This window comes from Marivirga sp., from assembly GCF_035704835.1.
In the GTDB taxonomy this organism is placed as follows: Bacteria; Bacteroidota; Bacteroidia; order Cytophagales; family Cyclobacteriaceae; genus Marivirga.
Map to the genome: position 1 here is coordinate 32,862 of NZ_DASSWQ010000065.1, position 14,806 is coordinate 47,667.

Consider the following 14,806-nt stretch of genomic DNA (forward strand, 5'->3'; position numbering starts at 1 on the left):
TAGTAAATAGGCTTAAGCATTCAAATGCTTAAGCCTATTTGATTCTATTCGACTAACTTTTCTTTTACACTTTTAATATTATCGTTAAATACGCGGTCAATCAACAAATGCCTTGGATCAATTCCTGCTTTAGCTGGGATGGTATCCACTTCAAAAGTAAACTCCATATTTTCTTGATCAATCTTTACACGCTTTTGCCACATTAACTTTTCTTCTTCAGCATCAGCAAAAAGCCCTATATCAATCCAGTCGTTGATTTCCACAACCGTTTCATTTCCCAGACTATCAGCTTTTATTTTCTTGCTTTCTATCTGCAGGTTCACTTCATATTTCCCATTGTCTAAAGCAGTATAAGTAGCTTCTTTCATTCGGTTATCATACAAAGTGATTTCCTTGAACCAGTCATCAATCAAATACTTTAAGGAATCTGGAACTTCTGGCTCTAGATATTCTAAGAAATCAAGTGAAGTTGGGTATGGAGGTCCTTTATATCGGTACTCTTCCAAAAAGCCCTTCATGGCTCTGTTTACATTTTCTTCGCCTATATAATCTTGTAAAGCAAACAGCACAACACTACCTTTTCCATAGTGAATATACCCTTGATTCTCTACTTTATAAAGAGGCATTTCCTTTTCCAGCTCACCACTTCTTCCGCCTAAATACCTATTATGATTGTATTTATTGAATTCCCTCATTTTCATTGGGTCTTCCGTTTCATTTTTCATGGTCATCAAAGAAGAGTACTCAGAAAAGCCTTCACTAAACATGGTACTTCCCTGCATTTCTGCTCCGATTACCTGATGCGCCCAATATTGATGTGCAATTTCGTGAGCGATAACAGCATCAATTACGTTATTCTCACTTTCATCTTCCAAATTAATGACGAAGCCAAAAGATTCTGAATAAGGCATAGTTCCTGGAAAAGCCTGAGCAAAAGTTGAGTAGCGTGGAAATTCAATAATTCTAACTTGCTCATGATAATAAGGGCCAAAATTCTCGGTATAATATTCCAATGACTTTTTAACTGCTGCTGTCATTTTTGGAATATTGACCTCATGCTTTTTATCATAATAAATTTCAACATCCACATCATTCCATTTTTCTCTAGCCACTTCAAATCGAGCGGATATAAAAGAATAGAAGTTCAAAGATGGATGGTCTACTTTATAATGAAAATAATTTCTTCCATCTTCTTCCCATTCTCTGATTAAAGATCCAGGAGCAATAGCTATTTGGTCAGAAGCAGTGGAAATTACTGTTTCCACATCAATAAAATCGGATAATCCACCAGTTAAATAGTTCTTATCGCAAGCAGGACCACAATCCTCTTGCAAGGCTGGCATTCGTTCCTTTTCAGGCAAATCATACTTCTTACGCGTGTTATTATCGCTGATTTCATAGTTATCATTATAGCCTAAGAAAGGTAAAACCTGAAAATTATTTAAGAAAGTGCCATTCTCAACTATTGAAGTATTGCTTACCTCATCTTCAAATCCTTTAGTAATGTAGCTTGTGTTAATCGTGGCTTTCAGAGTATCTCCAGGCTGGAAAGGATTTGATAATTTATAAATCCGATAATCAAATTTCTCATCTTTGAAAACCAATTCTGCGCCTTCTATTATAATTTCCGTATTCCAATCAGAATCACAGCTAAAATGAAGTGAGTCAATTGCGACTTCATGTGGGTTGGTAAGCGTAACTTCTGCCTTAACAATTGCATCTCTTTTATATGGAAAAATATCAATGAAATAATTGATACCAGCAATTTTAGGCAATTCCACATCTTCATATTTCTTAAAAGTTTTCTCATATTCTGCTGCCTGTTCCTCACGCTCATCAGAAGTATCGTATTCATTGATTACTTGCGTATTGTAGAAAACGAAACTTGATAAACTAATCCAAACCGCTATAACGATGAAAAAACTTATTTTAAAAGACTTAGGCATCCCTTTCTTTATCAACTGTACCTTTTCTTTGAAATTCGCCTGAGTTCCTCTTTTCCAAATTAAAGTTGCCAAAAACAAACAAATCAATGCAAAACTTATCCAATAGAAATTAAACCACACAGTACTGATTAAAGCCGGACCAAATGCATTCATATCAGAATAAATAATTCGAGGAGTCGCCCCCAAAGAAATCATGTTGCTTTGAACATCTGCAATAAGAAGTATAATATCCAAAGCAAAAATCAATAAGATGGAAATGAAATAGCCAATGTATTTATTACTCACCATGGCATGAATCAATACCATTACCATACTGTAAATGATATAATAGCCTAAATAAGTAATAAAGAAATGGCTAAAATACAGACCAAGTTCAATCCTTGTATAACCTGAACCTAATTGATAAATAACGGCACTCAACACAAAAAATGCATACAACACAATAGTTATAGCAACCAAACTTGTCACTTTTGCAATCAAAGAAACAAAAGATTGATGCGGTGTGGCATCTATCACTTCGTTAATGTTGTTATCCTTGTCTCTCCAAATTAATTCACCACTGAAAAAGACTACAATGATGATGGTAAACAATCCTGAAACGCTAGAAATGATATCCAACATTTTATAAGTCACAGGATAGGATTGCAATCCAAAATATTCAAAGCCACCAACCAGATTGGAAATCAACATCAGTAAACTAAAAATAATAAGGATTTTAAAAGTGGTACTTTTAATGATGCTCAAAAAGTTGATGAAGAAAAAGCTTCTAAACTGCCTCCATGATGTTCCTGATGAAAAATTAATATTAACATTAGGCAATGCAAATGGAGCTCTTTGAACAGCATTCTCCTTTTTCTCAGCTTTTACTTTTTTACTTTTCTGTTTAAAACTAAAAGTGAAATAAGAGCTCAAAAGGATAATCAGACCTGCTCCAAACCAAATCAAACGGTTATAGATAAATATCGGAGTCAATTGCAAGCCTATTTCGTTTTTCTCCACTGGCGTATAATATTTGGACATAAAGGAATAAGTCCTGATACCGAATGTATCCAATAGCGCAGCCATAGATTCATTTTCGATATCAGACATTAAAGTACCTGAAATGATATAGGCTACAATTACGGCCAAAGCACCCACAAATGAAATCACCGTGTTTTTCCAAATATTAGCGAAAGCAAAAATGATAGCGCCCGCAAAAAACATATTGGGCAGCACAATGAAGAAGTAATTATTCACAAAGGAGGATAAATAAAAAGCCCCAAAGCGGTCTGCTTCTATCCATCCGAAAACTGGCGCCAGAGCAGAGCCAATCAAAATACCCAAAAACACCCCAAGCATTGGGATGGTAGCTAAAATTAATGCTCCGAAAAATCGACCAAAAAAGTAGCCTGCTTTTTTAATGGGCGTACTGAAGAGTATTTCATTGAATTGATTTTGATAATCCCGCAAGGCAGCATTATTGAAAAAAGCAGTAGCTATAATAAGTCCAAAAATGGTCATCACTCCGGTGTAAACCGCAATGATATGTGGTGCATTTCTGTAGACATTTCCTACTGAACCTCCGATGGTCACGTTATCACTGACCACCGCAAAAAAGACCAATAACCCAAGCAAAGCCGTGAAAATATAAATCATCGGCTGCTTAAAAGTATATTTTAATTCTGTTGTAAAGAAGTGTTTAAACATAGTGAATGAGTTTATACTAAAATGTTAGAAGTATTGATTTTCGAGAAGAATACATCTTCCAAATTAGGCTGAACTTGTTCAAATCCATCACCAGGATTACTTTCGCTGAATACATGAATTAAAGGTTTGCCCCCTACCATTTTGTTGGAAATAATAGAGTACTCTTTAGCATATTCATCCAACTCTTCTCTCTTCACAATTTTCAGATACACTTTTCCAGAAAGGTCTTCAATGGCAGTTTGAGGTGCGCCTTGAAAAACAATCTCGCCCAAATTCATAATCGCCATATTGGTACAAAGCTCTCTAACATCATCCACTATATGAGTAGAAAGAATCACCACTACTTTTTCACCAACATCCGCCAATAAATTATAAAATCTATTTCTTTCGCTTGGGTCCAAACCTGCGGTTGGTTCATCCACGATAATCAATTTCGGATTTCCTATTAAAGCCTGAGCAATTCCAACTCGCTGTTTCATTCCGCCTGAAAAACCTTTGATGGCTTTTTTTCTTTTGTCATAAAGGTTCACCTTATCCAAAAGGTATTTCACCATTTCTTTTCGTTCAGAATTCTTAGAAATCCCTTTTAAAATGGCCATATGGTCAAGCAATTGCTCCGCAGTAATTCTAGGATAAACTCCAAATTCCTGTGGCAAATAACCTAATACTTTTCTTAATTCATCTGGTTGATTAAGAATGTCAATATCATCTAAAAAGGCAGAACCAGAATCGGCTTCCTGTAACGTGGCAAGCGTTCTCATCAGTGAAGATTTTCCTGCCCCATTTGGACCCAAAAGGCCAAACATTCCATTATGGATTTCAATGTTGATGTTATCCAACGCTTTAACCCCATTAGGATAGGTTTTTGAAAGCTGGCTGATAGTAAGTTTACTCATGTTCTTATTCGTTAAGTTTTAATTCTTCTAAAATAGATGCACAAATGAATACATTTGTAACAGGAAAATTAGTATTTATTAGAAAACTTACACTTACCTTTCATATAAAAGATTAGAGGGGAATGAAAGGGATGAATGGATCAAGGAGGATATTATTGAAACTGAAAATTATTTTAATTCTTATTCAAACTCATAAAAATGCTTTTCAAATGTTTTGCCACTATGTTTTCCATCTTTTAGAATTTTATAAACCATCCAAATAATGGCAATTGGCAATATTCCAAATAATCCTGCAACTATCGGATAGGAGAAATTTAAAGCTGCTGCCACTAGGTAGAAAAAAGCAATAAATGTTACTAAGCTTATCGGGAAAATCAATTTTCTCATGTTTAAGAAACTGATATTCAGAAAGGAATGTTTTACATGCTGGAAATTGAAAGAAATCAATGGAAGAAGACTTACTTTTTGTTGTTTAAATATCATTTACGACCAAGCGGGCCGGGTTTTTACTCTTTGATAAAAAGTAAACAAATTCTAGGGCTGTATTTATTTCTTAATGCGTTTTTGATTTCACAGAAGGGTAACAAATAATGTCCATCTCTACTTTCAACCTATTTCAATAGTATAAATTCAATTCTTACTTTCTAGCCTCTTCCATTTTGAAAAGCATTAACGTACCAATTGTACTTGCACGGGTTTTTGCTTCTCTGGCAGTTTCTCCTTCAAATAGCTCATCTACGGTTTCAAGCCATAATTCTAGCCACCGGTCGAAATGCTTTTTTTGTAAGGGTTCTTTCTCATTTAAAGCAAAATGCTTGTCCATTGGGTTGCCTTTGTAGGCGCTAGTACCTAACAAAACAGATGACCAAAAGTCGTACATAATGGGCATATGCTCTGGTACGTTCAGTTTTGCAACATCAGTGAAAATATAACCTATCGTATTGTCTTTTAGTACTTTTTCATAAAAGCTATCGACTAATAATTGTATATCTTCTCTTTGGGTAATGTCTTTTTTTGGCATTTTGTTGTGCTTTAATGATTAGACGGTTAAAATTATCTCTTCGTTTCAATACAAAAAATCTTTGCAATGGATTCGGTTTTTTAGGTAAATAGATATAAACACTAATACTTTTCTCTATTTATGATAAATAAACTTGCTGAATTTCCTTCAATCATTTTCCTTGAATTGGAGTATTCAATTTTCAGTTGAGAAGGTTAGGTGGCTGCTGTGTCGAGCAATCGCCTTTCTATTTTATACTTAAATCTATCATTGAATCTTCATTGATTATAATTCAAAATTAAGGTGAGCAGCATTTAAAATTACTGATTTAAATCAGCTAATGACTTGAAAAATATCATTTCTAGCAGTTCAATGGACAATTTTTCTATGTAATTGATAAAACTGATTAATGATTGCGAATTCTTAAATCCTTATTTATATTTTTGCAGCAAAAGAATTGAAATATAATGGGAAGAGCATTTGAATACCGCAGAGCGGCAAAAGAAAAAAGATGGGATAAAATGTCTCGTTTATTTCCAAGGTTAGGCAAAACCATCACTATGGCAGCAAAAGAAGGCGGACCTGATCCTGAGATGAATGCTTCCTTACGGACTGCCATTCAGAATGCTAAGGCTCAAAATATGCCTAAAGATAATATTGAAGCTGCTATTAAAAGAGCTTCAACTTCCGAGGCTGAAAATTATGTAGAAGTTACTTTTGAAGGTAAAGGGCCGCACGGTGTGTTGATATTCATAGAATGTGCAACTGATAATAATAATCGAACCGTGGCCAATATCAAATCATATTTCAATAAAGATAAAGTTGGTGCTAATTTGGTACCAAATGGTTCTTTAGAGTTTATGTTTTCCAGAACTGCTGTTTTCGAATTTGAAAAAGCCGAAGATATGGATATTGAAGAGCTAGAATTAGAATTAATTGATGCGGGGATGGAGGAAATTGAAGAAAATGAAGGAAATCTTTATGTATATGGAGATTATAAAGAATTTGGCAACTTATCAAAAAAACTAGAAGAACTGAACATAGATGTCAAAAATGCTTCTCTAAAAAGATTTGCCAATGATTCGGTGGAGTTTTCTGATGAACAAATGACAGATATTGAAAAACTTATCGATAAAATTGAGGAAGATGATGATGTACAAGCTGTTTACACCAATATCGCCTAACTAGTATATCAAATTGTCATCAAAATAAAAGAGCCATTGAAGAATTCTTCAATGGCTCTTTCTGATTTATTAATATCAATAATTATTTCAATGGCATTATCAATCTATCAATTTTATAAATTATAACATCCGAAGTTTCTTCATGCTTATCTTGAATAACTGCGTTTTCAATCTTCAGTTCAGTACCGTGAAATAATTTGACAGACTGATTTTTGAGTGTAGTCAAGTTATCAGCATTTTTTAAATCATCATAATTTACTTTTTTTGGAATGACATGATAATTTAATAATTCAATTAATGCATTTTTATTATCTTCTTCCATAAAATTTTCCCAAACATCCGCTGGCAATAATTTGAATGCTTTATTACTAGGTATCATTAATGTCATTTTATCTAAACTTGCAATTTCCTTTGCCAACTCAGCTTGGTCAATTGCTTTGTAGAACATTGAAAACTCAGGATTATCTTTAATAGTCTTAATAATTCTTGCAACTTCTTTAGTGCCTATTTCAGTAACTTTAGGATCTATATTTGTATCCGCAAAAGATTTAGTACTAATAATTGATGCTACTATAATTCCGATAAATAATATAACGTTTCTTCTTTTCATCACTCTAAATTTAAAAATCTGTATTGTAAAAAGTTAATTAATGTATTAACACAGGATTTTAAATTTTGTTTAACATTTTTTAAAATTTAATTAAACAAAGTGATTATTCATATTCTGACCTCTTATCGGGATTGTATTTAACGAATAGATTAATGTAAGCTGAGCGAGATAGGCGAAATGTGAGAGGTATCAATAGCAGAGAGAGCGACACACATAAAGTAATAATGAGCCATAGTTTAGCGAAGCCTAATACATTTAAAGCAACAAAAATGGTGATAATCAAAGCTACCTGCATAGCATAGCTAATATACATAGCCCCATCAAAAAAGGAAGGTTCGGACATATAACGCAAGCCACAATGTGAACAATGCTTAGGCATTTTCTGAAAATTCTTTAAATCATATGCTTTTGCTTTAAATAAATCACCTTCATGACATCTAGGGCATTTAAATTTAAATATGCTATATAATTTATTTCCTTTTTTCATTGCTATTTTTATTGTGAGGCTTTGTTAATCTTTAAACTACAGTTTTTAAACATTTTTAATTCAAATATTTTGATGACAAAAGTATTATTTAGGTTAAGTGTTTAACCATCTCCAGAATTTTCCTAAAACTGTTTTAGGCTTCGGTCTTTGTTCAATCTCTGGTTCAATAGGAGTAGATTTCTTTTTCTTTGGCTTTGCCTTTTGTTCGATTTGCTTTGGCTTTAAAATCTTTTCTTTGTAAAATTTTTCTCGCTTCTGTTTTTTTTCTTTCTCAGCTTGTTCTCGTTTCCTAGCTTCCTTTTGCTTTTCACGTTTTCTGATTTCTGTCGGACTTAACTCGCGTTGTTGTCTTCTCTCAATAGTTTTTCTGGAGCTTGGTCTTTGAATTGATTTTTTGGATTTTGACTCTTCGTCTTTCTTTTTCGAAGATTCATTTTTTGGTTTAGGTTCTGGTAATTCAATCTTTCCTACAACGTTTAACCCTTTTAATTCTACTTTTGGAGCTTTAATCACAAAGTCATGACCAACGTCATTTCCACCATCTTCTAATAATTCATCAACAGTTTTAAACGACTTCTTATCAGATTCACGCTCTTTTTCGGCTTCAATTTGATTCGACTTATCCTCTTCTTCTTCTACTGTGGATTCTTCTATCTTGTCTTGTAAATCGTCAACAGGTTTTTCAATATTTTCTTTTTCTTTAGCCTCTTCTTTTAATGCAGAAGTTTCATCCTCTTCCTTAAAGACTTGTAGTTCTGCTTTATTTTCTTCCTCTACCTCAAAATATTTCCAAAGCATTTGAACCGCTTTCTCTTCTAATTTAGTGTTAGAATCTTTTTCAACAATGATACCTCTGATTTCAAGGAAATCAATTATATCTTCAGTAGTTATGGAAAGTTTTCTCGCTGCTTGGGCAAGTCTCATGGTTATTGGTGGTTATAAGCTAGTTAGTAGTAAAGATATCATTTTAGGAAGAAATGTTAATAATTCTTCTTTTTTAAAAGAGGTCTTTATGAAATCACTTTGATGTAGTGGACATCTAAAGCAAAATTGGAACTTTTATGAATAAGCTGAAATGGAAATAAAATAAGAAGAGCGGTAAATACAGCTCCTCTTATTATTTTTTATTCTCCTTGACCCAAAGAGAAACCTAATTTTCCATCAAAAGTGTATAAATTCTCTGTTTTAATGATATCAAAACCTTTCTTATTCAATGCTGTCATTAAATCCAGCACTTCATTGTAATCAATAGTTTTATAATCAGGTTTTCCTTCTATTGCTTGTGCATTTTTTGATATAAACCTGCATCTCCAATGATCTGTACAAAAAGTTGAATCCATTCCTTCAGGATAAACTTTCACTCCCCTGTTGGTAATCATTTTCAACTTTAAGTAATCTTTAGAGTCTTTGCTTAAAGATTCACCGAATTTATTGGCATTTCTATCTCTATGGTCAATAAAAACATCCACCCCAACTAATTTCTTTTCTTTAGGAGCATGGGTTTTTTCTTGGATATTGATTCTAAAGTCTTCGCCTTCCTTCACTTCAATTTTCTGGAAATGCTGAGGAACCTGTCCCAATCTTTCGATTACGGCATCAGCAAATTCCATAGTGCCCACTTTCTTTTTGCTATGGCCTTCTTTGTAAATTTCTCCCGTGTGGATTCCATCTTCCAAAGTAGTCAACCAAGCATTGTGAATCAAAGCCGCTTTTTCTACCTCTCCAAAATATTGCAACATCTGGATGGCACCGTGCAATAATCCAGAAGGATTGGCAATTTTCTTTCCTGCAATGTCTGGAGCAGAGCCATGAATTGCTTCGAACATGGCGTAGTCATTACCGATATTGGAAGAACCTGCGAGTCCTACTGAACCTGAGATTTCAGCAGTTACATCAGAAACTATATCTCCATATAAATTTAAAGTAACGATTACATCATAATCCTCAGGACGATTGGCAATTCGAGCAGTAGCGATATCTATAATCTGGCTTTCCGCTTGAATATCTGGATATTCTTTAGCTACTTCTTTAAAAACACTGTGGAACAAACCATCAGAAATTTTCATGATATTGTCTTTTACCAAACAAGTAACTTTCTTGCGATTATACTTTTTGGCATATTCAAATGCATAACGAACAATTTTTTCTGAACCGGGCCTTGAAATCAATTTCAAGCACTGAACTACCTCATCTGTTTGCTGATGTTCAATACCTGCATATAAATCCTCTTCATTTTCTCTTACTACCACTAAATCCATTACAGGATGCTTACTTTCTACTATTGGGTGATAGGAAACTGCTGGACGAACGTTAGAGAACAGGCCTAAAGATTTTCGAATGGTTACATTCAAACTTTTATATCCTGATCCTTGAGGAGTAGTGATAGGAGCTTTTAAAATCACTTTCTTTTTGTGGATTGCTTTCCAAGCACTTTCAGTAATCCCTGAGGTATTACCCGATAAGTATGCTTGTTCTCCTATTTCAATGTGGTCTGCATCCAATGTAACATTAGCTGCTTCTAAGATTTTGAGAGTGGCTTCCATTATTTCAGGACCAATTCCATCTCCTTTTGCAACTACTACCGGAAGTGGTTTGGTAGTTTTTTTCAAATAATCTGCATTAACAGAATCTTTCATGACTGGATTTTTATGTTCTATATACTAATATTTCCGATTGAAGGGTATTACTAATGAGGATATACACGGTATAAATGTATTATTGTTGATATAGCCCCAAAAATTGTTGCAAAAATAGTGCACAAGGGATTGGAATCAAAGCGGTTGTAAGTTTTAAAAGGAAGTAATTGGTTTCAAGCAATTAGTTCAGGTTCTGGCTTATCTTTTGGCAAACAAACTCCAGGAGGCAAATCTAAAATGGGATCGTCATCATTTTCATTAGATCCTCCTCCACCTCCATTATCTTCATCATCGGAATTGTTCCCGTTTTTTAATACCCACCTGATAAAGTAAGAAACCAAAAAGGCACAACTCATCACCAAAATGATGTAGTCAGGGTTCTGGATTATATAGTGAATGAAAGTTTCTGACATTTCTTGTAATACAAATTTTTTGTCGAAAGCATTCAAAAGTTAATGAATTTCTTGCCAAAAAGTTACATGATAAGGCGAGAAGTTTCGGTTCTTTAGTTTAAATCAGAATTTTAGGCATTACAAAAAAGAGCTTTATAGTAGAATAATATTGCATCTGACGACAAATTAAAACCGCATTTTCTCATACCACTTAAACACTTTTCCTAAACCTTCTTTAAACCTTACTTGAGGTTTGTACCCTAATAGGTTCTCTATTTTGGAAATATCAGCTTTGGAATGTTTTACATCACCAGGTCTTTCTGGGCCATAAGTTGGTTTTATATCTTTACCACTGATGTCTTTCAGCAAGCTTATCATATCATTCAAGCTCATTTGGTCACCACAGGCCACATTATAAATTTGATTTAAGGCCTCTTTGTTTTCTGTGAAAAGTGCTAAATCATTGGCGTGAACTGCGTTTTCCACGAAGGTGAAATCCCTACTGGTTTCCCCATCCCCATTGATAGTTGGCTCATTGCCATGAATTAATGCTTTACAAAAAATAGGAATTACTGCTGCGTATGGGTTATCAGGATTTTGTCTTGGACCGAAAATATTGAAATAGCGAAGCCCAACAAAATTCAACCCATAAGTCTTATGAAAAACTTCTGCATATAATTCAACCGCAAATTTAGTAACTGCATAAGGACTTAAAGGATTTCCAATGATATCTTCTTGCTTTGGTAAATTAGGGCTATCACCATAAGTGCTGGATGAACAAGCTAAAACCACTCTGTCAATTTTATTTTGAACTGCTGCATACAAAATATTCACCGTTCCATCAATATTTACTTTCGTACTTTGCATGGGGTTTTCAATGGATCGCGGAACGGAACCCAATGCCGCCTGATGACTAATTAAATCGAAGCCCTTGGTGAGCTCCAACATTTTATTATAGTCGCAAATATCTTCTTCGAAAAACTCAAATTTAGGATGGCCCTCGAATTCTTCGATGTTGCTGTAATATCCATTGGAGAGGTTATCAATTACTCTAACTAACTCTACCCTATCGTCATTCAGGTATTTTTCAACTAAATTTGAACCAATGAATCCTGCTCCTCCGGTTATTATGATTTTCTTTTGCGACATGCTATGATAAAATTCTTTGCGGACAAAGATAGAAAGTCTATTCTTTTTAGGAATAGGAATCTTATTAAACTTCAAAATCTACATTTAACCGCAGAGATCACTATGGAGGTAACAAAATTCAGAAAGAATATTTTTAAAGTGTGTTGAGGATAACCCTAGTTTATAATAAGGACTACAGATAAAAATATACCAAATCTTAAAATAACAGCCAAAGGCTGTACAAATTTTACCACAAAGAGGTAGGAGAACACAAAAGAACAGCCTAAGGCTGTAAAGGTCAAAACATCTACGAAATGATGAAATTTCAATTAAGGAACCTATTTTTAAAGTGCCGTAAGCATGGCATTATTCTGCATCGAAGTATAATGCTTTGCCTTTATAATGACCAACACAAAAAACATAAGTTAATATCAAAGATTACTCCTCAACAAACTCTTGCCATTCGCGGAAAGCGTCTTCTTTCATCACTTTAGCCATTTTCACCTGACCGCCTTTATGTTTGTTGGCATCGTTCCATTCCAAAAATTTATCAGCTGAAATCAAGCTTACTTTCACATCTTTCAAGGCCTTGTCTCTAGCTACCTTATAATTCTTATTACTATTTTTCAAATGCTCATCAAGATGCTCACGAATGGCTTCATCATCAAGATTGTCATTAACTTCATCCAAACCTAAATACCAATGGTGAATGTATTCGTCATTTTCGTTCACAGCGGCCACTGTAAATTCCTTGATATTTAATGAAAAATTATCATTCAGGCTTTCAATGGCATCATCCATTTTATTCACTGAAAGTTGGGAACCCACTACATTCAGAAAGAATTTGGTTCTGCCGGTTATCTTAATTTCATTTTTTGAGATATTGGTGAATTTAATAGTATCGCCTATCATGTAGCGCCATGTTCCGCTGACGGTGGAAATTAATAAAATATACTCCTTCCCTTCCTCTACTTTTGATATATCCAATGCCTTTTTCTCAGGATTAATTTTTCCCGATTCAAGGACACTATCTTCTTCAAAAGGCACAAATTCATAATAAACCCCATTATCACAAAGCAATTGCATGGCATCCGTATCAGGACGGGTTTGTGTAGCCAAATAACCTTCAGATGCTAAGTAGGTATCAATATATTGAACAGGTTTATTGAATAATTTTTCGAAACTTTTTTTATAAGGATCAAGAGCCACTCCACCAGAAGTATAAACCGTTAAATTAGGCCAAATATCATGGATGGAATCTACTTTATTATACTCCATTACTCTTTGCAGCATCAGCTCTATCCATGAGGGAATGCCTGAAATAGTACCTATATCCCAGTTTTTTGCTTCTTTGGCAATAGCTTCTACCCTTTCATCCCAATCATCAATTCTACTGATTTCCTCTCCTGGTTTGTAAAAATTATGAAACCAATTGGGGATATTGGAAGCGCTGATTCCACTAATCTCACCTTCCAGATGACCATTTACTTTATTTAAATTGGTACTTGAACCCAACATTAAAATTTGCTTGGTAAAAAAGCTTTCGGGCAAATCTTTAAAGTTTGATAGGCTTAGAACTTGCTGAATTCCTGCATGCCTGATGCTTTCCAACATATCTTCCGTCACAGGAATGTGCTTACTATGGCCTGTGGTTCCTGAGCTTACTGCAAAGTATTTGACTTTACCTGGCCAGGATATATCCTCTTTGCCCTCCAAGGATTTCTTCCACCAGAATTCCATATCATCATAGTCATGATAGGGAACTTCTTCGGCAAAGCTTACAGCTAAATTTTCTTTTTTTAATAAATATTCAAATCCGTAATATTTTCCAAAAGCTGTATCCTTAGCTTTTTCCAACAACTCTTTTAATGTTTCTTTTTGGGCTTGAACTGGCGTGTCATGCTTTTTAATTCGACTTCCAACTTCAATTGCTGCTTTTATAATATTGCTGATAATTTCCATGAAAATCTATTAAGTGAAAATATAAGGTAGAAGTAAATACTCTTCTTCTTAACCAAAATATTTCTCCAGGGTTGCGGCAACCCCATCTTCTTTCCCTGGAAGGGTAATTTCATCTGCAATCTTTTTCACTTCATCTTTAGCATTTCCAACGGCAACCCCACAACCCACTGCTTTCAGCATTTCTATATCATTGTAATTATCACCAAAAGCGATAACATCTCTCATTTCAATATTGAGTTCAGCCTGAAGCAATTGATTTAAAGCGCTTGCTTTGGAAATTTGCAGTGGAGCAATTTCTAGATAAGTATCTTTAGAGCGATAAAGATGAAGAGGTGCATCTATAGCGTATAATTCCGCTACCAGTTGATCAATCAATTGAGGCTCTCCCATACACATTATTTTATGAGCCCCTTTATTTAGAGATTTCCAGCTTTGCATTAAATCCAGACCAGAGTAAATGGAAGCCTGAACTTTGGTGTTATTGATTTCTCTTTTAGTCCATTGATCGTCAGAAGGTGCATACCAATCATCTTCCAAATAAAAGCCAGCATGAAGTTTTTTATTATGGCTCCATTGGGCAATGAATTCACAAAGTGAGAAAGGGATTTCCACTGAATCCAAGACTTTAATTCCATCCTTTTGGGAAATTATATAACCTCCATTATAGCAAATCAAAGGCTGGTCAGTTATGCCCAAAGTCTCTTGTAGATGTCGCATAGCAGCAGGCATTCGGCTAGAAGCCAAAATCACCGACACATCGTCTTTTATACTTCTAATAATGTCAATGGTTCTTTTCGATAATTCTCTATCGGGATTTAAAAGAGTTCCGTCAATATCAGTGCAAATTGCCTTGAACATATTTTTTAAGTGCTAAAATTA

Annotated in this window: 13 protein-coding genes; 1 reads left to right on the forward strand and 12 read right to left on the reverse strand. The window is 34.4% G+C overall.

The genetic code is table 11. The features are described 5' to 3' along the window. Positions 1 to 44: 44 nt before the first annotated feature. The 4 genes from VFM92_RS10175 to VFM92_RS10190 form a co-directional block, all read right to left on the reverse strand. Positions 45 to 3,632, reverse strand: coding sequence for an ABC transporter permease/M1 family aminopeptidase (locus VFM92_RS10175; RefSeq protein ID WP_325122110.1), 3,588 nt, complete (start codon positions 3,630 to 3,632; stop codon positions 45 to 47). An 11-nt stretch (positions 3,633 to 3,643) separates the two neighbouring features. Next, positions 3,644 to 4,528 carry an ABC transporter ATP-binding protein gene (locus VFM92_RS10180; protein WP_325122111.1) on the reverse strand — a complete coding sequence of 295 codons (885 nt, stop codon included), beginning with the start codon at positions 4,526 to 4,528 and terminating at the stop codon, positions 3,644 to 3,646. A 180-nt stretch (positions 4,529 to 4,708) separates the two neighbouring features. Beyond that, complete coding sequence (locus VFM92_RS10185; protein ID WP_325122112.1) at positions 4,709 to 4,915, reverse strand: hypothetical protein; 207 nt, start codon at positions 4,913 to 4,915, stop codon at positions 4,709 to 4,711. A gap of 250 nt (positions 4,916 to 5,165) precedes the next feature. Continuing rightward, complete coding sequence (locus VFM92_RS10190; RefSeq protein WP_325122113.1) at positions 5,166 to 5,549, reverse strand: group III truncated hemoglobin; 384 nt, start codon at positions 5,547 to 5,549, stop codon at positions 5,166 to 5,168. Between the two features lie 446 nt (positions 5,550 to 5,995). Between VFM92_RS10190 and VFM92_RS10195 the strand changes: the two genes are divergently transcribed. Further along, positions 5,996 to 6,712, forward strand: coding sequence for a YebC/PmpR family DNA-binding transcriptional regulator (locus VFM92_RS10195; protein ID WP_325122114.1), 717 nt, complete (start codon positions 5,996 to 5,998; stop codon positions 6,710 to 6,712). Positions 6,713 to 6,794: 82 nt separating this feature from the next. Here VFM92_RS10195 and VFM92_RS10200 read toward each other — a convergent pair whose 3' ends face one another. The 8 genes from VFM92_RS10200 to VFM92_RS10235 all read right to left on the reverse strand — a co-directional run bounded on the left by VFM92_RS10200 (position 6,795) and on the right by VFM92_RS10235 (position 14,785). Continuing rightward, positions 6,795 to 7,322 (reverse strand): fasciclin domain-containing protein, encoded by a 528-nt coding sequence (locus tag VFM92_RS10200; RefSeq protein ID WP_325122115.1) that lies wholly within the window; start codon positions 7,320 to 7,322, stop codon positions 6,795 to 6,797. Between the two features lie 103 nt (positions 7,323 to 7,425). Then, positions 7,426 to 7,809, reverse strand: a complete 384-nt coding sequence (locus VFM92_RS10205) for a DUF983 domain-containing protein (RefSeq protein WP_325122116.1) — start codon at positions 7,807 to 7,809, stop codon at positions 7,426 to 7,428. 93 nt (positions 7,810 to 7,902) lie between these two features. Next, positions 7,903 to 8,733, reverse strand: coding sequence for a hypothetical protein (locus VFM92_RS10210; RefSeq protein ID WP_325122117.1), 831 nt, complete (start codon positions 8,731 to 8,733; stop codon positions 7,903 to 7,905). 200 nt (positions 8,734 to 8,933) lie between these two features. Next, entirely contained in the window at positions 8,934 to 10,445 is a 1,512-nt protein-coding gene (locus VFM92_RS10215) for an NADP-dependent isocitrate dehydrogenase (protein ID WP_325122118.1), read from the reverse strand. A 173-nt stretch (positions 10,446 to 10,618) separates the two neighbouring features. Next, entirely contained in the window at positions 10,619 to 10,858 is a 240-nt protein-coding gene (locus tag VFM92_RS10220; RefSeq protein WP_325122119.1) for a hypothetical protein, read from the reverse strand. Between the two features lie 165 nt (positions 10,859 to 11,023). Beyond that, positions 11,024 to 12,061, reverse strand: coding sequence for an SDR family oxidoreductase (locus VFM92_RS10225; RefSeq protein ID WP_325122120.1), 1,038 nt, complete (start codon positions 12,059 to 12,061; stop codon positions 11,024 to 11,026). A 342-nt stretch (positions 12,062 to 12,403) separates the two neighbouring features. Further along, positions 12,404 to 13,927, reverse strand: coding sequence for a GH3 family domain-containing protein (locus VFM92_RS10230; RefSeq protein ID WP_325122121.1), 1,524 nt, complete (start codon positions 13,925 to 13,927; stop codon positions 12,404 to 12,406). A 48-nt stretch (positions 13,928 to 13,975) separates the two neighbouring features. Continuing rightward, complete coding sequence (locus VFM92_RS10235) at positions 13,976 to 14,785, reverse strand: Cof-type HAD-IIB family hydrolase (protein WP_325122122.1); 810 nt, start codon at positions 14,783 to 14,785, stop codon at positions 13,976 to 13,978. Between the last annotated feature and the right edge of the window lie 21 nt (positions 14,786 to 14,806).